This is a genomic window from Roseicyclus sp. (genome assembly GCF_018402035.1).
GTDB lineage: Bacteria > Pseudomonadota > Alphaproteobacteria > Rhodobacterales > Rhodobacteraceae > Roseicyclus.
This window is the reverse complement of sequence record NZ_JAGYJN010000006.1, coordinates 66,282-83,669: the sequence shown is the minus strand read 5'-3', so window position 1 is coordinate 83,669 and position 17,388 is coordinate 66,282. Positions and strand designations below refer to the sequence as shown.

Below are 17,388 nucleotides of genomic sequence, written 5' to 3'. Positions count from 1 at the left end.
ATCTCGATCAGCGCTTCGATATCCTTGGGCGCGTCGCTCACGGATCAGAACGGCAATTTCATGCCGGGCGGAAGGCCCATCCCCTCGGTCAGCTTGCCGAGTTCCGCTTGGCTTTTTTCCTGTGCCTTGGATTGGGCATCCTTGATCGCGGCCAAGATCAGATCCTCGACCACTTCCTTGTCGTCCTTGTTGAAGATCGAGGGATCGATATCAAGACCGACCAACTCGCCCTTGGCGGTGGCCGTTGCCTTGACCAGACCCGCGCCGGATTGGCCCTCCACCGTCATGGAGGCCAGCGCATCTTGCATCTCGGCCATCTTGGTCTGCATCTCTTGGGCCTGTTTCATCAGCTTGGCCATATCGCCAAGCCCACCAAGCCCGCCCAAACCTTTCAGCATCGATCACATCTCCGTCTTTCAGTTTCGAATCACAGTTACGCAGGCGGCATCACCGCCACAAGCGCGCTATTCATCCTCAAAGGGATCCCAATCTTCGGGAAGATCATCAGGATCGGGCAGTTCCGGCAGCGCCTCGGCCTGTGCGGCGGCCAATAGCTCGGCGCGGGTACGAATGGCGGCGATACGCGCTTTCGGAAAGGCCGATTTGACCGCTTGCAAAAGCGGGTGACGCTCGAGCTCGGCCACGATGGCGCGGCTGGCGGCTTGGTCTTGCTCGGCCAAAGTTGGCGCGCCGCCTTCATTGGCAAGCGAGATGATCCAATTGGCCCCCGTGGCCAGTTGCAAAGCGCGCTTGAGGCGCTGCACCAGATCGGCTGGCGCATCATCGGTCAGTTGAAACTCCATCCGCCCCGGCGCGTAGCTGATCAGGCGCAGGCAATTCTTGACCTCGATCAGCAGCTTGATATCGCGGGTCTCTTCGATCAGCGCCACGACGCTGGCAAAGCTGGGGTAAAGCGACAAATCGGGGCCGGGCGCGTGTTGCAAGGCCGCTTGCACCGCACCGCCGCCACCACCACCACGCGGGGCCGAAACCTGCGCGCGCGGCGCGGCCGACGGTGCCATCGCTGCGGGCCCGCGCATACCGCCGCCGCCGCCACCTGATGGCGGTGGGCTGGATTGCAGCTTTTTCACCAGATCACCGGGCGTCGGCAGATCGGCCACATGGGTCAGGCGGATGACCGCCATTTCGGCGGCCATCATCGCATTGGGGGAAACGGCGACCTCTTCCAGCGCCTTCAGCAGCATTTGCCACATCCGCGTCAAAACCCGCATCGGCAAACGGTCGGCCAAGGCGCGGCCACGGATACGTTCTTCGGGGGCAATAGTGGGGTCTTCGGCGGCCTCAGAGGTGATCTTCACCACCGATAGCCAATGGGTGATCTCGGCCAGATCGCGCAACACGGCAACGGGGTCGGCCCCATCGGCATATTGCCCGCCCAACTCACTCAACGCGCCAGCCGCATCGCCGCGCATGATCGCCTCGAACAAATCCAACACCCGGCCCCGGTCAGCCAGCCCCAGCATCGCGCGCACTTGGGTTGCTGTCGTCTCACCCGCGCCATGGGCGATGGCCTGATCCAAAAGGCTCATCGCGTCGCGCACTGACCCTTCGGCGGCGCGTGTGATCAGCGCGAGCGCGTCATCGGCGATCTGCGCGCCCTCTTTGGCGGCGACCTGTTGCAGATGGGCGATCATCACCTCAGGCTCGATCCGGCGCAGATCGAAGCGCTGGCAGCGCGACAAGACCGTGACCGGCACCTTGCGGATCTCGGTCGTGGCGAACAGAAACTTCACATGTGGCGGGGGTTCTTCCAATGTCTTGAGCAGCGCGTTGAATGCGCTGGTCGAGAGCATGTGAACCTCGTCGATGATGAAAATCTTGTAGCGCGCTTGCGCCGCGCGGTAGCTGACCGTTTCGATGATCGCATCGCGGATGTTTTGGACGCCGGTATTGCTGGCCGCGTCCATCTCCATCACGTCGACATGGCGGCCTTGCGTGATCGCCACGCAGTTTTGGCAAATGCCGCAAGGATCAGTCGTAGGCCCACCCGTGCCATCGGCCCCGATACAGTTCAGACCCTTGGCAATGATCCGCGCGGTCGTCGTCTTGCCGGTGCCGCGAATACCCGTCAGCATGAAGGCCTGCGCGATCCGGTCGGCCTCAAAGGCGTTCTTCAGCGTGCGCACCATCGCATCCTGCCCGATCAGATCGGCGAATGTCGCTGGGCGATACTTGCGCGCCAGAACCTGATAGCCGGTGTCGGATGTGTCGGTCATTTTCCCTCGGGCAAGTTGCTGGAATGAAACCTAGTGAAGCTGGGCGACAAGGTCCATGGTGAAGCGGCGCATCATTGTGCTAGCACCACATCACCCGAGCCGAGGATTATGATGAGCGAACACAAAGCATCCCCGTTTCTTTTGCGCCTGATGACGCTGTTTTTCTGGGCAATGGCGCTTGCGGCCTTGGCCTTTTGGATGGGCGGTGCGGTCTGGCGCGGGGGGCTATCGGGGCTGATCGCCACGATTGGGCCGGGCACCGTGGCGATTTTCGCCAGTTTCCATATCCTTGCTGCGGTGGTCGGCATCTTGCTGTGGCAATGGCAACGGCACAGTCTGCCAAAACTGCGGCGCGTCTTGCTCGAGGCGGCGACGCTTTATTTCATGGGCGCTGTGCTGCTTGGTATGTTCCTGAGCTACCTGCTTGTCTCAATCGTCTGACCCGCGCGGCGGTTGCGGCGCAAGGGCCGTGGCCCTCTCGGGATCGCTTGTTTGAGATGACCCTGGGGACATTCGCATCGCGCCTTTGGCGCAGTAGGCTAGGGTGAGAGGCTGGACATCGACCCAAGCGGGGCTCGTTGTGGCTGCTTCCTTCCGGACCTGACCAGGTTGGCGAGGCGCCTGCCCGCGCCAACCTCTCGCGTGTCACATAGGCAAAAGCGCCCGGCCATGCAAGGCCAAGGGCTCAGCCCGGATTGCGCTCGGCCCATCCGGCAAAGATGCGCTCGAGAAACACCACGACATAAAACAGCACGATCCCAAGGGCCGCCAATGCGAAAAGCACGGCAAACATCAGCGGATAGTCGGCGCTGATCCGGCCCGAATCGAACAGATCGCCCAAACCACGGCCATGGGGCGACACGATCTCCATCAGGTTGGTGCCGATAAAGGCCAAGGTCACAGCAACCTTCAGCGCGCCAAAGAACTCGGGCAGCGTCTTGGGCAGTGCGATCTTCCAAAAGATGGTGAAGTTCGATGCGCCAAGCGAGCGCAGGATATCGCGATATTCCGGCTCCAAGGTCGAAAGACCGATCGAGACCGAGACCGCGATCGGGAAGAACGAGATCATGAAGGCGATCAGCACGGTGTTGAAATCATGCTGGCCCACGAACATCAGCGCCACGATGGGCACCACCGTCGCCTTGGGGATGGCGTTAAAGCCCACCAAGATCGGGTAAAGCCCCTCACGCGCAAAGCGTGAAAAGCCCATGACCATGCCGATCAGCGTGCCAAAGATCACGGCAAGGCCCAAGCCCGCCACGGTGCGCCACAGCGTTTCCCATGACTTGATCAAGAACAGATCCCAAAAGCGGATGTAGCGTGGGATCAGGTCCGAGGGGCTGGCCATGCGGAAATCAGGCAGTTGCTTGTACCACACGATCCATTCCCAAAAGGCCAAGATGCCGATGATGAACAGCAGCGGGGCCAGAATTTTGCGCAGCGTATCGTTCATGCTTTGGCCTCCGCCGTGTCGTCGACAGTGCGGCCTTGGGCCACTTGGATTTGGTGGCGCAGCGTGGCCAGCATCTCGACCGCCTTGGGTGAATAAAGATCGTCAAGGCTGCGTTTGCCGGGCAAATCCACCTCCATCACATATTGCGCATGGGCGGGGCGGCCCGACATCACGACGACTTGGTCGGCCAGAAACACGCTTTCGCGCAAATCATGGGTGATGAGAAGGCAGGTAAAGGGTTCTTCTGCGCGCAGATCATGCATGGTGCACCACAGATCCTCGCGGGTGAAGGCATCAAGCGCGCCGAAAGGCTCATCCAAGATCAGCACATCGGGCTTGTGGATGATCGACCGGCACAGGCTTGCGCGTTGGCGCATACCGCCCGAAAGTTCGGAGGGGCGCTTTTCCGCAAAGCCCGTCAGCCCGACCAGATCAAGCAGGTGATGCGCGCGTTCGGTCGCCTCGGCCTTGGACATCGGCGATTTGACGATTTCCATCGGCAACAGCACGTTTTGCAAGATCGTGCGCCATTCCAGCAGTACGGGGTTCTGAAACGCCATGCCAACGGTGGGGCGGGGGCTGGTGACGCGCTGGCCATGTAGCCAGACCTCGCCCTGATTGGGCCGCATCAGGCCAGACACCAGCCGCGTTAGCGTGGACTTGCCACAGCCCGAGGGGCCGACGACCGCGCAAAAGCTGTTCTCGGGGATCTGGATCGACAGGCGGTCCAGCACGGGAAGCGGGCCTGCCTTGGTGCGATAAGCATGCGTCACATCACGCAGCTCGATCATATGGGCGGAAGCTGTCATCTTGGTCTTTCTCAATGAAGTGCCCGGGGCCACGATGGGCGGCCCCGGGCGGTTTCATGTCAATACGATCACGACCTTACTGTGCGACCATCCGCACCTCTGCCGCGGGCAGATAGGCATTGGTGAAATACAGCGCCGCATCGGGTTCGTTCTGGAACTCATAGGTCAGGCGAAGCTGTTCAATCGCGGTGGCCATGCGGGCCGGATCGATATCGCCCATGCCGTTCGCGCGCACCCAAGGGGTGACGATATTGGCATCAAGCGCCAGTTCCAGACGGCGGGTTTCCAACGCCACATCTCCGGCGGGATTGCGCGCGATGACAGCGGCCGCACCGGCGGCGGGATCGGCAATCGCATCTTTCACACCCATCGCGATTGCGCCAAGCGTGGCTGTCACGATCTCGGGGTTGGCGGCGGCGAAGTCGGTGTTGACGATGACCGCGTTGCCATAAAGCGCCACGCCATGATCCGAGTAGAGGATCGTGGTGATGTCATCCTCAGGGATGCCCAAACGCGTCAGCGACAGATAGGACGAGAAGTTAAAGCCGGTCACAGCATCGACATTACCTTCGGCCAGCATCGGTTCGCGGGTGGGAAAGCCCACCGGTTCGATCGTCATGGTCGAGACATCGATATTGTTCACCGCGGCAAGGATCGGGAACTGCGCCCATGCACCATCGGGCGGCGGTGCGCCAAGTGTGGACCCTTCGAGATCGGCGATGCCGGTAATGCCTTGGCTGACGCGACCCACGATAGCAAAGGGCGGGTTGTCATAGACCATCATCGCCGCGATCACCGGCGCGCCGGGGTTTTGATCGAGGAAACGCACAAGGCTGTTGATATCGGCAAAGCCCATCGGGAAGGCACCCGAGGCAACCTTGGGGATCGCATCAAGCGACCCTTCACCCGCGACAACCGAAACATCCAGCCCGGCGGCGGCGAAATGGCCATTGTCGATGGCAAGGAAATAGGGCGCAGACGGCCCCTCAAAACGCCAATCAAGGGCGAAATTCATATCGGTCTCTTGCGCCGCGGCGGGCAGAGCAACCATCAAGGCGGCGGCGAATGTGGGAATGGCACGGTTGAACAAGCGAATTCTCCTTTGGCTTGGCAGCGCGTTCTTCGCGAATTGCATCACAACAGCCCCGTACCGTCGCAAGGTCAATTGACTCGGCACAGTGATACGGCGCGAATGCACAAAACATGCGCGATCCGAAAATCAATTGCTAGTTTTTTTGGCAAAGCCCTTCCGGCTGCCTAAAGCCGCAGCAGATAGCGGGCAAAGCCTGTGTCGCTGAACCCTGCAAAGATCAGCCCCAACTGCGCCAATCTTTCCTTGTGCGCGGCCGCGCCCGGCCCTGTTTCATAGATCACAGGCACACCGCCCAAGGGCATGAAGCGAAAGCTATCGCTGACCACAGGCGCGACAGCACCGCGCATCGTGGCGATATGGCCCGCGATCACATCGCGCACGGGATGGGGCGAGATATAGACCGTCTCGCACATCGCCGGGTCCGGGAAATGCCCGCCACCGGCGGCGCGATAGCTGTTGGTGACCACCAAGAAGATATCATCATCGGCAACCGGCGCACCGTTATCACGGCGCAGATCGCGGATGCGACCCTGCCCTGCGCGGATCTCATCGCCTTCGGCATTGGTCCGCGCGGGCTGGCGCAGGTCGATCTTGTAGCGCAAGCCATCCAAGCGGTCGAAGTTATAGCTGGCAAATGCCATATCCAACATCGCTTGCGGTGGCGCATCGGGCGCGGCGTTTGGGTTGATCTGGCGAAAAGCCCCCGCCGCACGCTCAAGCCAATTGCGGATCTGCGCGCCGGTTGCACGCAACAGTGCAAGCCCATTGGAAAATGGATAAAGATCAGCCGCATGGCGCAGCAACAGCGCGCCTTGCGGCACATCGGAATAGGCCTCGGGGCCGCCGCGACCGCCGGCCTTGTAGGGGGTGGTGCAAGACAAAAGCGGCAGGGCGGCCAAACTGGGATCGGCCGCGATGATCGGGGCCACAGCCGCGCGCTGCGCATCGGCAATCAACTGCGTGGTCGCGCAAGGCCGCAACAGGCTGAAATAAGTCTCAAGCGGCACGGCGCTCCGCCCGAGGGGCCTTGCCGAATAGGCCCGCGTCAGGCGGTGCCCCCTTGCCATCTCGGCGCGGAAACTGGGCAAGCGGTAAAGCTTTCGGCGCAGGGTGTGGCGCTGTTCGGCATCAACATCTTCGGCCATGCGCAAACGCGCATCGCTTGCGACAACCCGCCAACGCATCGGGATGCCGGTTGGCAGGGCGTGATCCGCACATGGCCGCAGTTCAAGATCGATCTGCCCGAGATGCGATCCAAAAAATCCGGGCTGCACAATCGGTGCCGTGCCAAGGGGTGGCGTGGCCGAGGCAAAGGCATGATGCGTATGGCCCGCGACCACGGCATCAACCCCCGCAAGCCGCGCCAGCGCAAGGGCCACGTTCTCATCGCCCGGCGCGGCCTGTTCGCTGCCAAGGCCAGTATGGGCAAGCACGACCACCAGATCGGCGCCCGCCGCGCGCATCTGTGCCACCTCACGCGCCACGGCGGGCAAGATCGGGGTAATCTCGAGCCGACCGGCCAGTTGCGGGCGCACCCATTGCATGGTCTGCGGCGGCACCGCCCCGGTGATCCCGATCCGGATCATCCGCAAGGCACCTTGGCTATCGATCATACCGCGTTCGATGATGGCGTGGTGTGCCACGAAGGGGCGGCCACAGATGGCCTTTGTGACATTCGCGCAAACGATGGGATAGCGCGCGCCGGACATCACCCGTTCAAGCGCCGCAACACCAAAATCGAAATCGTGATTGCCCAAGCACGCCGCGTCAAAGCCCAGCCCATTCATCGCCGCAATCATCGGATGCGCGCGCACCGCAGGCATCAGATCAGACAGCGCCGCATCGCCCAATGGCGCGCCTTGGAACGTGTCGCCATTGTCAAACAGCAAGCTGTTCACGCTTTCGCTGCGCGCCTGCAAAATCGGCGCGGCCAGCCGCGCAAGCCCGACACCGTTATCAGGGCGATTGGCATAGTAATTATACGAGAACAAATGCGCATGCAGGTCTGTCGTCGCCAACAGACGCAGGCGCAAACACACATCCGCCCCGGTCTGATCCGCCGGATAGGACGCCACTGTGGTTGTGACGGTCATCTTTTTGTCCAAATGCCCCGCGTGACTGTGCCGCCTTGGTGCCGCGCTGTTAACACCTCGCCCCTAAGACATTGATCGATTTGGGAATGGATTGCACAAGTTGTGGCAGCCGGGTCATACCATTGTTCAGGTGGCACGCAGAAAGGTGGCAACATGCTCTTGGCGGACAAGGTGACATTTGGCGGCTCTGACCTTGACCGGTCGGCGGCGGAACGGCGCGATGCGGCAAGTCTCGCGCTGGCGCATGCCAACGGGGCCGGGGTCATCGCGCTGTGGCGCGGCAAACCGCTGGTGCAGGGCGATCCGCAAACAGGGCCTTGCCATCTGGTGCGGCTCACGGCGGGCCACCCCGTCTTGTCAGCCTCGGCACAACCGCCGATTTTTCTTGGCCGTATCGCCGGTGCGCCGATCTTTGCGCAAGATATCAGCGCGTGGAAGCCGACCGAACCCGTCGATGAGGCGCAGATCGGCGCTTTTCTTGATCCAACGATCCAGCTTCACCCCGCCGCCCCCGACGACAGCGCCTTTCGCGAACTGCGCACGGTGATGAACCAGCTTGATGCACGCGACGCCGAGATGGCCGCAACCGCGCGCGCCTTGATCAATTGGCATGACAGCCACGGCTTTTGCGCCCGCTGCGGTGTCGCCTCGACCATGAGCGAGGCAGGCTGGCAACGGCTTTGTCCCGCATGCGGCGCGCATCACTTTCCACGCACCGATCCGGTGGTGATCATGCTGATCACGCAGGGCGAAAAGGTGCTGCTTGGCCGTTCGCCAGGCTGGCCCGAGGGGATGTTCTCGCTTCTGGCTGGGTTCGTTGAGCCCGGCGAAACCATCGAGGCGGCAGTGCGCCGCGAGGTCTATGAGGAAACCGCCGTCAGGGTCGGCGCGGTCGATTATGTCGCCGGTCAGCCGTGGCCTTTCCCCGCATCGCTGATGATCGGCTGCCGGGGCGAGGCGATCACGACCGAGATCACCGTGGATACCCATGAACTGGAAGCCGCACGCTGGGTCACGCGATCCGAGCTCTTGACGGTTTTCGCAGGCACCCACCCCGAGATCCGCCCCGCCCGCAAAGGCGCCATCGCGCATTTCTTGTTGGAACACTGGTTGGCCGACCGGTTGGGTTAAGCAAACCAGCCACGGCACTGAAAAAGATGACGGGAATTAGTTGTCGGATCGATACCACCTCTGCTAGTGTAAACGAAAGATAATCAAAAAGACCAATCGAGCAGAGGTCAGATCATGCCCTACATCATGCCCGCGCAGCGGATGGCGTTTTTCTTTTCACCAAAATCAGGTGGCACATCGCTGCGTGCGTTCTTGTTTCATGTCGAAAACAAAACCGCCTTCCGACAGTTTATGGTGCAAGGCAAGCCGATGGATGCCAATACATTGGTCTCCAACTATCGGTTCAACCGGACCGATCACGCAGCCCTGAGCGATTATCGCCGCTTTGCCGTGGTGCGCGATCCGGTCAAGCGGTTCTTGTCGGGCTATTCCAACCGCGTGCTGCATTACCGCGAGCTTTCGGTCGAAGCCGCAGGCAAAGCACTGTTGCAAGAGGGGCTGCCGCCTGATCCGGATTTGGCGACATTTCTTGAGAATTACGTGGGTTACTTGCGCTGCTCACAGCCCTTGGCACGCCATTTTCTCAAGCAACAAAAGTTCATCGGCAACGACCCAAGCTATTTCGAGCGGATCTTCAAGCTTGAAGAACTCACGACATTGACCAACTTCGTCAACACCGCCTGCCAGACCAAGGCCCAGATGCCGTGGTTGCAAAAAAGCAGTCCCAAGTTCGATTTCTTCGCGCTGGATGAAGATCTCCAGTTTCAGATCCTCGATATTTGCCATCATGACATCGCGTTCCAGATATTTCCTGACTACTGGGCGCCTTATGCGCAGTTGGTCATGCCCGATTTCATTGCGCCCGGCGCGGCGATGACGGGAACGGGTCACTAAGCTTGGGCGCGGTGCGGATTCTCTTGGTGGGTGAGGCATGAAATTTAAAGCTTCCGAAGATGTGGATGCGCCACATGACATGGTCTGGGACCGCTTCACCGACTTCTCAGGTTTCGAGGCAGATATCCGTAGCCGCGGGGCGACACTCAACCGTGTCGGCAATTGGACGCGCACTGTTCAAGATGTGGAATGGCGCGGCGAAGTAATTGTGCGCGGCAAATCCCGCGCGATCAGCGCCAAGGTCACACAGTTTTCCGACAAAGAGCTTTGCGTGATCGAAAGCCGGATCGGCGGCATGAAATGCCATCAAGAGTTCAGCTTTGTCGCACTCTCGCCGGTGGTAACGCGCGTCAGCATGACGCTTGAGCTAGCGGCCGATACGCTGACAGCACGGCTCTTGCTGCAAACACTCAAACTGGCGCGCGGGCGGGTTTTGCAACGGTTGCAGGGCATGTTGGTGCGCCAAGGTAACGCGGTCGAGGCGGCCTATCGGCGTCAGAACCGCAGCTAGGCGTGTCGCGTTCGCGTCAATGCGGGTTGGTCGGCCCGGCCTTGCGCTGCTGCGTGCGTTTGAGGCCAAGCTGCCGCTCGCGCAGAATGATCAAGATCCCCGCGATGACGATCATGGCCCCACCTGCAAGGGTCGCGGCCCCCGGCACCTCGCCGAAAATCGTATAGCCCACCATGATCGACAAGATCATCGAGGTGTACTCGAAAGGCGCGATCAACGAGGCATCGGTGTTGCGATAGCTGGTGGTCAGCAGGATCTGGCCGACACCGCCCAAAAGCCCCGCAAGGACCAAAAGGCCAAAGATATGCAAGGGCGGCACCGCCCAGCCCCAAGGCAGCGTCAACAGTGCCAAAAGCGAAGCCGTGACCGAGAAATAGAACACGATCGCCGATGTGGTTTCCGTATTTACCAGCTTGCGCACGAAAATCTGCGCCAGCGCGGCAAAAACGGCGGAAAGCAATACGATCACCGCGCCCAATGTCTCGCGCGAGGAAAGGGTCGCGGGGTCGACCTGTAGCCGTGGGCTGAGCACCACCAAAACACCCGCCAGACCCAGCGCGACCATCGACAGGCGGAACAGGCGCACCTGTTCGCCCAAAAACATCGCTGCAAAGATCACCACAAGGATCGGCGCGGCATAGCCGATGGCCGTGACCTCGGGCAAAGGCAAAAGGCCAAGACCCGCAAACCCAAGGCCCATCGACGTCGTGCCGACCAGCCCACGCCAGAAATGGGCCAGCGGATCGCGGGTCTTGAGGCCCGTGTGCAACTCACCCCGCAAAGCAAGCCAGACACCGATCACCGGAATGGCAAAGAGCGAGCGGAAAAACACCGCTTGGCCGGGCGGAACATCGTCAGAGGTCGCCTTGATGATCGCCGACATGGCCACGAAAACGCAAACCGACAGGATCTTGAAAGTGATGCCGCGCAAAGGGGTCATGGATGGATCCACAAGGGAACTGGCCCAAGCCTACGCCCGCATGATGTGCGGTTCAATCGCCCTTTGCCGCTTGCGACAGGCCAAGCAAGATCGGGCAATCGGGCCGATGATCGCCCGCACAGGCATGGACCAGATCGGCCAAGACGCGCCGCATCTCGGCAAGTTCCGCCATCTTGGCATCGATCTCGGCCAGATGGGTTTCGGCCACGGCTTTGACATCGGCGCTGGCGCGCGCGCGATCCTCGTAAAGCGCCAAGAGGGTGCGGCATTGCTCGATGGAAAACCCAAGGCCACGGGCGCGCGCCAGAAAGGCCAGCTTGTGCAGATGCGCATCCGTGAAGCGGCGATAGCCATTGGCATCGCGCAGCGGCGTGATCAGCCCGATATCCTCGTAATAGCGGATCGTCTTTGCAGGAAGGCCCGCCGCCTCGGACACTTCACCGATATTCATTGCGCCCTCATCTTGCGCAGGCGGAGTGCGTTCAACACCACCAGAACCGAGCTTGCGGCCATCGCGCCTGCCGCCAGCATCGGGTTCAAGAATGGGCCACCAAAAAGCGCCAACACCCCAGCCGCAACCGGGATCAGGGCGATATTGTAACCAAAGGCCCAAACAAGGTTCTGCACGATGTTATTCAGCGTGCGGCGGCTCACCTCCATCGCGGTCAGAACGCCCATGGGCGCGCCCGAGACCAGCACGACATCGCCCGCCTCGATCGCCACATCGGTGCCAGTGCCAAGCGCGATACCGACATCGGCCTCGGCCAACACAGCGGCGTCGTTGATCCCGTCGCCCACAAAGGCCACGCGCCGCCCAGCTTTGCGCCACGCGATGACCTGCGCGCGCTTATCGGCGGGCGATAGGCGCGCCAATGCAGTGTCGATGCCCAGTTCGCGGGCCACCGCATCAACCGGCCCCTCGGCATCGCCCGACATCATGGCCACCGCAACGCCGCGCGCCTTAAGGGCGGCAACCGCGCGGGCCGCATCGGGTTTGATCGGGTCCGCCAAGGCCAGATGGCCCAGATAGACAGTGCCGCGCGCCAGATGCACCTCGGTCGCGGCGCTGGAATCGGTGGCGGGAACCTCCACCCCCTCCCCCGCCAAAAAGGCGCGACTGCCAAGGCGCAGCGTTTCACCCGCGATCTGCACGACCACACCCGCCCCGGTTTGCGCCTTGAACCCCGTTACCGTCGCAGGCGTGATCCCGCGCAGCTCTGCCTCGGCCAGAATGGCGCGGGCAAGGGGATGCTCCGACGCGGCCTCGGCGCCAGCGGCGAGGCCAAGGAGGGTATGCGCATCGCAGGGCGCAACGGGGTGAACTGCGACGACACGCGGCTTGCCCTCGGTCAGGGTGCCTGTCTTGTCGAAAGCCACCAGATCGACACGACCTAACCCCTGCAACGCGTCGCCCTTGCGAAACAGAACGCCCAGTTCGGCGGCACGCCCCGTTCCGGCCAAGATCGACACCGGCGTCGCCAAACCCATCGCGCAGGGGCAGGCGATGATCAAAACCGAAACCGCGATAACCACAGCCTTGGCCGGATCAGGGCCCCAGATCAGCCATGCGCCCGCCGACAGAGCGGCAATCACCAAAACCACAGGCACAAAGATCGCCGTCACGCGGTTGATCAGCGATTGCACAGGCAGGCGCGTGGCCTGCGCATCCTCGACCATGGCAACGATGCGGGCCAGCACCGTATCGGCCCCAACAGCCGTCGCACGATAGACAAGCGTGCCGGTGCCGTTCACCGTGCCAGCCGTCACCGCGTCGCCTTGGCGTTTGGACACCGGCACGGGCTCACCTGTCAGCATCGCCTCATCGATCCAGCTTTCGCCATCGGTGACGACGCCATCAACGGCCACGCGCCCGCCGGGTTTTAGGCGGATCAGATCGCCGCGCCGCAAATCGGCAAGCGCAACCTCCCCCTCGGCACCATTTGCGATGCGGGTTGCCGTCTCGGGGCGCAGCGCCATCAGCTTGCGGATCGCGGCACCGGCGCGGCCACGCGCGCCTGCCTCAAGCCAGCGACCAAGCAAGATCAGCGTCACGATCACGGCGGCGGCTTCGAAATAGACATATTGCCCGGTTTCCGGCACCAGCGCAGGCGCGAATGTCACCACGCTCGACCAACCCCAAGCCGCCGTCGTGCCCAGCACCACAAGGCTGTTCATCTCGGGCGCACCGCGCAAAAGCGCGGGAATACCCAAGCGGAAGAACACCCGCCCCGGCCCGGCCAGCACGGCGGTGGTGAGCAGGAATTTCACAATGCCCAAGGCGAGCGGATCAAAGGCTTGCATCTGCCAATGATGGAAAGCGGGGATCAGGTGACCGCCCATTTCCAGCACCACGACAGGCAGCGACAAGATCAGCGCAGTGAGAAAGGCACGCCGCATCGGCGCTGCCTCGTCAGGTGGTTGGGTGGCCGGACTTGGCGCATCAATCCGCGTCACCGGGTAGCCTGCCTTTTGCATCCCATCCGCGATGACGGACCAATCGGCACCGGCGGCAATGCGCAGATCGGCGCGCTTGAGCGCAAGGTTCACATCTGCCTCCAGCACATCGGGAAGCGCGCGCAAGGCGGTCTCGGCCCGCGCGGCACAGCCGCCACAGGTCATGTTATCGACGCTGACGCGCACAAGTTGCTCATCCAGCGCATGCAAGGGATAACCCGCCGCGGCCAGCCGCGCCGCGAAGGCTTGGGCATCAAAACCCGCATCAGCGGTGATCGCCGCCCGCTTGGTCGCAAGATTGACCTGTGCCGAGATGACCCCCGGCACCGCCGCCATCGCGGCCTCGGCCCGACCGACACAGCCGCCACAATGCAAGTTGTCCACGCCATAGCGCAGGGTGATCTGTGTTGTATCGCGCGGCATGTGCAGCCCTCCGGTTAACCGGTAGATAGGGCTTCCCGTAGCTGGAAGGTCAAGGGGTGTTTACCCTGCCCGTTATGCGGCCAGTCCGGCCGCGGCAAGATCAGCCCCCAGATCATAGCCGAATGTCGCAGCAACAGCATCGCATTGATCGCGCAATTGGGCGGCTTCCTCCGCGCTCAATGCGTTCAGCCAGAGGTTCTTTTCGCCATGCGCATCGCGCTTATGAAATAGCGCGGGCTGTGTCGGCAAACCCATGTGGTGCAAGATGCCTGTCATCGCCGTGGGAACATCGGCAACAAGATCCTCGTATCGCAGACACATCACCCGCTCAGGATATGCCACGCGCAGGGTTTCATAAATCGCCGCCGCCTCGAGCCAATAATTGCATGCGCCAAAAAGATCGGCGACCTTGACCTGACGGCCAAGCTTCATGCTGGCCACGACATTCAGCGGGTTGCGCACCATGAACAAAAAGCGCGCCTTTGGCATCTGCTGCGCGATCAGGGCCGCGCCATAGATATTCTGCGGCGTCTTGTCGAACCAGCGATACGGCCCGGTGATGCCCTTTGCACGGGCGAAGGCCGCAATATAGCGGCGCTGCAATTCAACCTTGGTCCTGCTTTGTGCGAGGATGGAGGCAAAGGTTTCTTCATCCACCCCGTCCATCGCACGATGGGTCTTGAGCAGCGCGCTATTGCGATATGGCTGCCAGCTATGTGGCGTGCGAAATGGCTCGGACCAGCGAAAGAAATGGGTTTCTTCGGGGCAAATGAAATCAGGCACACGCCGCAAGAGATCGCGCGTCAGCGTCGTGCCAGAGCGGACCGAGCCGATGATGAACAAGGGCCGATCATCGGCCATCTCGGGGGTTGGTGTCGCTGTCATTCTGCCGCCTTATCAAATCTTGGCAAACTGGTGTCTTGCGCCATACGCCAAGGCCCGCGTGCCGCGAGCATCGTGGTAATCGCCGCCGCATGATCGCCATCGGGGTCGAAAGGAATGGGAATGCCATTAGGCGCGCGCCTCAGCGCCTCGCCCTGCGCGCCGATGTCAAAGCCATAGACAGGCAGGCCCGTTGCCAACATCTCATGTGTGGCAAAGGAAAATGTCTCGGGCCAGATCGAGGGGACAAGCCACGCCCCCACCCCGTAGCGCTCGGCCAGATGCGGGATGTCGGCGGGCACATAACTCCCATGCAGCCGGACAGAGGGCGGCAATGAAAAGGCCGGGTCGATATTGCCGATCAAGGCAAGCTTTGGCCCACCGTCACGCGCGACACGCTCGGCCAGATCGCACAAGACACCAGCCCCTTTTTGGCGGCTGAGGTTGCCCAACACCGCAAGCGTCGCGCCGCCATGGGCGCCGTGCTTGATCCGATCAATCCGGGCGACCGTCGCATGCGGCCGATAGACGATGTTGCGGGCAAGTCCGGGATAGGCCGCAAGCAAATGCTGCCGGCTTGTTTCCGAGAAAACGGTAATCTCATCACAGCGCGCCAAGAACCCCTCCCAAGCCGCTTGCCAGCTTGCCAATGACACGATCCCCCCCTCTGGGCGGCGCTGGCGATGGGCGGGGTCGGGATTGTCGCGCAAGACCGGGCCACGATAGCGACCATCGGCGTTGAGCAGGCAGTAAGAGGGGCTCATCACGAAGTAATCATGCAGCCGCGCCTCAAGCCGGTCAGGGCGATCTTGACGCATCAGGCCCAACATCGCATCGGGCAATTCGATGGGATTGCGATCACCCACACCGCAGGAATAAACCACCCGCAGCACGGGCACCGGGGCCAGCAAGCGGCGGATATGCCCGAAATCTTCGGTCGCGCCCATCACCACGCCAAGCGGGCCATGCAGCTCTAACTGCCAGCGGATTGGCCCACCAACGCGCAGCACCAGCGCATATTGGCCTTGCGCGGTAAATGACGCGATCTCAGCAGCAAGGGCATGATCGGCCCCACCGCCCATCGAATGGGCAACAAAGAGCGGCAAGGGGCCGATGGCCAGTTCGCCCGCCACCACCACGGCCAAGGCAAGGCGCGCGGTGCGCAAAGGGTCATTGGCGATATAGCCCTGCACCTCCAAATCATAGGCGGGATAGCGGCGCGCGATCATGGCATTGGCGCGCAGCACAGCCTTCCTTTTGGTCTCGGCACCGAAGCTTTGGCCGCCGCGATGCTCGACAAATAAGGTAGGCAGCCCAACATGACGGCCACCGGCAAGCCGTATCTTTTGGCACCAATCCACCTCTTCGCCGTAGCCACGGCCAAAGGCGGTGTCAAAGCGCGGCACCCGGCTAAACCACCGCGCATTAATTGCCATGCAAAACCCCACGCTCGTGGGTGCCGTTGGCAACGGATCGGGCAAGCTCAGGCTTTGGGCAATCGCATCGACCCGGTCAACCATACCATGGGGCAAAGGCACCGCTTCGCAGATAAAGGGCACAGAGAAAATCTCGGCATTGTTCGACATCGGCGTGACCGAGGCGATGCGCGGGTCGCGATCAAAAGGCGCGATCAAGCGCGATGCCCAATCGGCGGGCACCATCGCGTCGGAATTGAGCAAGACGACATGGCCCATATGCCCCTCGGCCACGGCAAAACCGCGATTGACCGCACCCACAAAGCCAAGGTTTTGCTCCAACTCAAGCAAGGTGACACAGGTGGCATGCTCATCCGCGAAAGCGCGCAGAAACGGGCGCACCCGTGGATCGGTCGATGCATCATCGATCAAGATCATGTGCCACGCGACATCCGTATGGGCCGCCACGCGCCGCAGGCAGGCAACCAGCATGTCAAAGGCATTATGCACCGGCACGATGATCGTGACGGGATGACGCGCGCGCGCGACAGGCCCATGGCCCAAGAACCGCGCATCAATCGGCAGCCCCTCGGCATGCGCCTCGAGCCCGAGCAGATGCTTGGCCCGCGTGCGCGCCACACCATCGCGCATGACGGCCACGCGCAGCATCACGGGCAAAGCACGGCACAAATCGACAGCAAAGGCGCGCCAAAGCCTACGACGCGCCGCCGGGCTTGGCGGATCAGAGGGATGGGCAAGCGGCAAAGATATCTCTGGCCCATCGGCCAGCGTGACATGCAAGGTCAGATCGCGCGCCGCCTCGGGCAGGTCAATCTCGAACCCGCACTCAAGGGGAAGGCCAAAGCGATGCATGACATCGGATCGCTGGATATGCGGCACGCAATGCACAGCGCCCCCGGGCCAACTGACCCGCAGCGCCGATGCGCTCGTCCAGCCAACGATGCGCGTCACACCGTCGGCGCGCCAAATCCGCTCCACATGGCCAAGTCGCCGCCCGTGATGGCGCGGCAACGAAAAGCCTGCCAGCCGGTCGGCATGGCGTGCGGCATAGCGCAGGTAAAGGGCGTAAAGGCGAATAAACACGTGCAGCTT

Annotated in this window: 15 protein-coding genes and 1 other RNA gene; 4 read left to right on the top strand and 12 right to left on the bottom strand. The window is 62.0% G+C overall.

The genetic code is table 11. The annotated features are described in order from the left end of the window. Nucleotides 1-44: 44 nt before the first annotated feature. Nucleotides 45-398 (bottom strand): YbaB/EbfC family nucleoid-associated protein, encoded by a 354-nt coding sequence (locus tag KG698_RS11005; protein WP_213685627.1) that lies wholly within the window; start codon nt 396-398, stop codon nt 45-47. Between the two features lie 66 nt (nt 399-464). After that, nucleotides 465-2,237 carry a DNA polymerase III subunit gamma/tau gene (locus KG698_RS11000; RefSeq protein WP_213685626.1) on the bottom strand — a complete coding sequence of 591 codons (1,773 nt, stop codon included), beginning with the start codon at nt 2,235-2,237 and terminating at the stop codon, nt 465-467. Between the two features lie 111 nt (nt 2,238-2,348). Between KG698_RS11000 and KG698_RS10995 the strand changes: the two genes are divergently transcribed. Beyond that, entirely contained in the window at nt 2,349-2,678 is a 330-nt protein-coding gene (locus KG698_RS10995) for a hypothetical protein (RefSeq protein WP_213685625.1), read from the top strand. Between the two features lie 101 nt (nt 2,679-2,779). On the opposite strand, the gene ffs is transcribed toward KG698_RS10995, so the two are convergent. The 5 genes from ffs to KG698_RS10970 all read right to left on the bottom strand — a co-directional run bounded on the left by ffs (nt 2,780) and on the right by KG698_RS10970 (nt 7,685). After that, an RNA gene (ffs, locus tag KG698_RS10990) (signal recognition particle sRNA small type) lies at nt 2,780-2,878 on the bottom strand. A 44-nt stretch (nt 2,879-2,922) separates the two neighbouring features. After that, the gene (locus KG698_RS10985; RefSeq protein WP_213685624.1) at nt 2,923-3,690 is read right to left on the bottom strand and encodes an ABC transporter permease; all 768 of its coding nucleotides are present in this window, start codon (nt 3,688-3,690) and stop codon (nt 2,923-2,925) included. Continuing rightward, the gene (locus tag KG698_RS10980; protein ID WP_213685623.1) at nt 3,687-4,499 is read right to left on the bottom strand and encodes an ABC transporter ATP-binding protein; all 813 of its coding nucleotides are present in this window, start codon (nt 4,497-4,499) and stop codon (nt 3,687-3,689) included. Before KG698_RS10980 ends, KG698_RS10985 begins: the two co-directional genes overlap by 4 nt. A 76-nt stretch (nt 4,500-4,575) precedes the next feature. Then, a complete protein-coding gene (locus KG698_RS10975; protein WP_213685733.1) occupies nt 4,576-5,550 on the bottom strand; it encodes an ABC transporter substrate-binding protein in 975 nt (324 codons plus the stop codon). Nucleotides 5,551-5,756: 206 nt separating this feature from the next. Then, on the bottom strand, nt 5,757-7,685 hold the full coding sequence (locus tag KG698_RS10970; protein WP_213685622.1) for a bifunctional 2',3'-cyclic-nucleotide 2'-phosphodiesterase/3'-nucleotidase: 1,929 nt from the start codon (nt 7,683-7,685) through the stop codon (nt 5,757-5,759). A gap of 153 nt (nt 7,686-7,838) precedes the next feature. Here KG698_RS10970 and nudC point away from each other — a divergent pair, with 153 nt between their 5' ends. The 3 genes from nudC to KG698_RS10955 all read left to right on the top strand — a co-directional run bounded on the left by nudC (nt 7,839) and on the right by KG698_RS10955 (nt 10,161). Further along, entirely contained in the window at nt 7,839-8,816 is a 978-nt protein-coding gene (gene nudC / locus KG698_RS10965) for an NAD(+) diphosphatase (RefSeq protein ID WP_213685621.1), read from the top strand. Between the two features lie 114 nt (nt 8,817-8,930). Then, the gene (locus KG698_RS10960) at nt 8,931-9,650 is read left to right on the top strand and encodes a sulfotransferase family 2 domain-containing protein (protein WP_213685620.1); all 720 of its coding nucleotides are present in this window, start codon (nt 8,931-8,933) and stop codon (nt 9,648-9,650) included. A 37-nt stretch (nt 9,651-9,687) separates the two neighbouring features. Next, nucleotides 9,688-10,161 carry a hypothetical protein gene (locus tag KG698_RS10955; protein WP_213685619.1) on the top strand — a complete coding sequence of 158 codons (474 nt, stop codon included), beginning with the start codon at nt 9,688-9,690 and terminating at the stop codon, nt 10,159-10,161. Between the two features lie 16 nt (nt 10,162-10,177). On the opposite strand, the gene KG698_RS10950 is transcribed toward KG698_RS10955, so the two are convergent. The 5 genes from KG698_RS10950 to KG698_RS10930 form a co-directional block, all read right to left on the bottom strand. Continuing rightward, nucleotides 10,178-11,101: a DMT family transporter gene (locus KG698_RS10950; RefSeq protein WP_213685618.1), complete on the bottom strand. Its 924-nt coding sequence runs from the start codon at nt 11,099-11,101 to the stop codon at nt 10,178-10,180. Between the two features lie 52 nt (nt 11,102-11,153). Then, a complete protein-coding gene (gene cueR / locus KG698_RS10945) occupies nt 11,154-11,552 on the bottom strand; it encodes a Cu(I)-responsive transcriptional regulator (RefSeq protein ID WP_213685617.1) in 399 nt (132 codons plus the stop codon). Further along, complete coding sequence (locus KG698_RS10940; protein WP_213685616.1) at nt 11,549-13,978, bottom strand: heavy metal translocating P-type ATPase; 2,430 nt, start codon at nt 13,976-13,978, stop codon at nt 11,549-11,551. Before KG698_RS10940 ends, cueR begins: the two co-directional genes overlap by 4 nt. A gap of 72 nt (nt 13,979-14,050) precedes the next feature. Beyond that, nucleotides 14,051-14,863, bottom strand: coding sequence for a sulfotransferase (locus tag KG698_RS10935; RefSeq protein ID WP_213685615.1), 813 nt, complete (start codon nt 14,861-14,863; stop codon nt 14,051-14,053). Beyond that, complete coding sequence (locus KG698_RS10930; RefSeq protein WP_213685614.1) at nt 14,860-17,379, bottom strand: glycosyltransferase; 2,520 nt, start codon at nt 17,377-17,379, stop codon at nt 14,860-14,862. The genes KG698_RS10935 and KG698_RS10930 overlap by 4 nt, the downstream gene beginning before the upstream one ends. Nucleotides 17,380-17,388: the final 9 nt, after the last annotated feature.

Excerpts from the sequence above, each read along its gene's own strand:
- KG698_RS11005 (WP_213685627.1), bottom strand. The coding sequence starts at position 398 with ATGCTGAAAGGTTTGGGCGGGCTTGGTGGGCTTGGCGATATGGCCAAG.
- KG698_RS11000 (WP_213685626.1), bottom strand. The coding sequence starts at position 2,237 with ATGACCGACACATCCGACACCGGCTATCAGGTTCTGGCGCGCAAGTAT.
- KG698_RS10995 (WP_213685625.1), top strand. The coding sequence starts at position 2,349 with ATGAGCGAACACAAAGCATCCCCGTTTCTTTTGCGCCTGATGACGCTG.
- KG698_RS10985 (WP_213685624.1), bottom strand. The coding sequence starts at position 3,690 with ATGAACGATACGCTGCGCAAAATTCTGGCCCCGCTGCTGTTCATCATC.
- KG698_RS10980 (WP_213685623.1), bottom strand. The coding sequence starts at position 4,499 with ATGACAGCTTCCGCCCATATGATCGAGCTGCGTGATGTGACGCATGCT.
- KG698_RS10975 (WP_213685733.1), bottom strand. The coding sequence starts at position 5,550 with ATGGTTGCTCTGCCCGCCGCGGCGCAAGAGACCGATATGAATTTCGCC.
- KG698_RS10970 (WP_213685622.1), bottom strand. The coding sequence starts at position 7,685 with ATGACCGTCACAACCACAGTGGCGTCCTATCCGGCGGATCAGACCGGG.
- nudC (WP_213685621.1), top strand. The coding sequence starts at position 7,839 with ATGCTCTTGGCGGACAAGGTGACATTTGGCGGCTCTGACCTTGACCGG.
- KG698_RS10960 (WP_213685620.1), top strand. The coding sequence starts at position 8,931 with ATGCCCTACATCATGCCCGCGCAGCGGATGGCGTTTTTCTTTTCACCA.
- KG698_RS10955 (WP_213685619.1), top strand. The coding sequence starts at position 9,688 with ATGAAATTTAAAGCTTCCGAAGATGTGGATGCGCCACATGACATGGTC.
- KG698_RS10950 (WP_213685618.1), bottom strand. The coding sequence starts at position 11,101 with ATGACCCCTTTGCGCGGCATCACTTTCAAGATCCTGTCGGTTTGCGTT.
- cueR (WP_213685617.1), bottom strand. The coding sequence starts at position 11,552 with ATGAATATCGGTGAAGTGTCCGAGGCGGCGGGCCTTCCTGCAAAGACG.
- KG698_RS10940 (WP_213685616.1), bottom strand. The coding sequence starts at position 13,978 with ATGCCGCGCGATACAACACAGATCACCCTGCGCTATGGCGTGGACAAC.
- KG698_RS10935 (WP_213685615.1), bottom strand. The coding sequence starts at position 14,863 with ATGACAGCGACACCAACCCCCGAGATGGCCGATGATCGGCCCTTGTTC.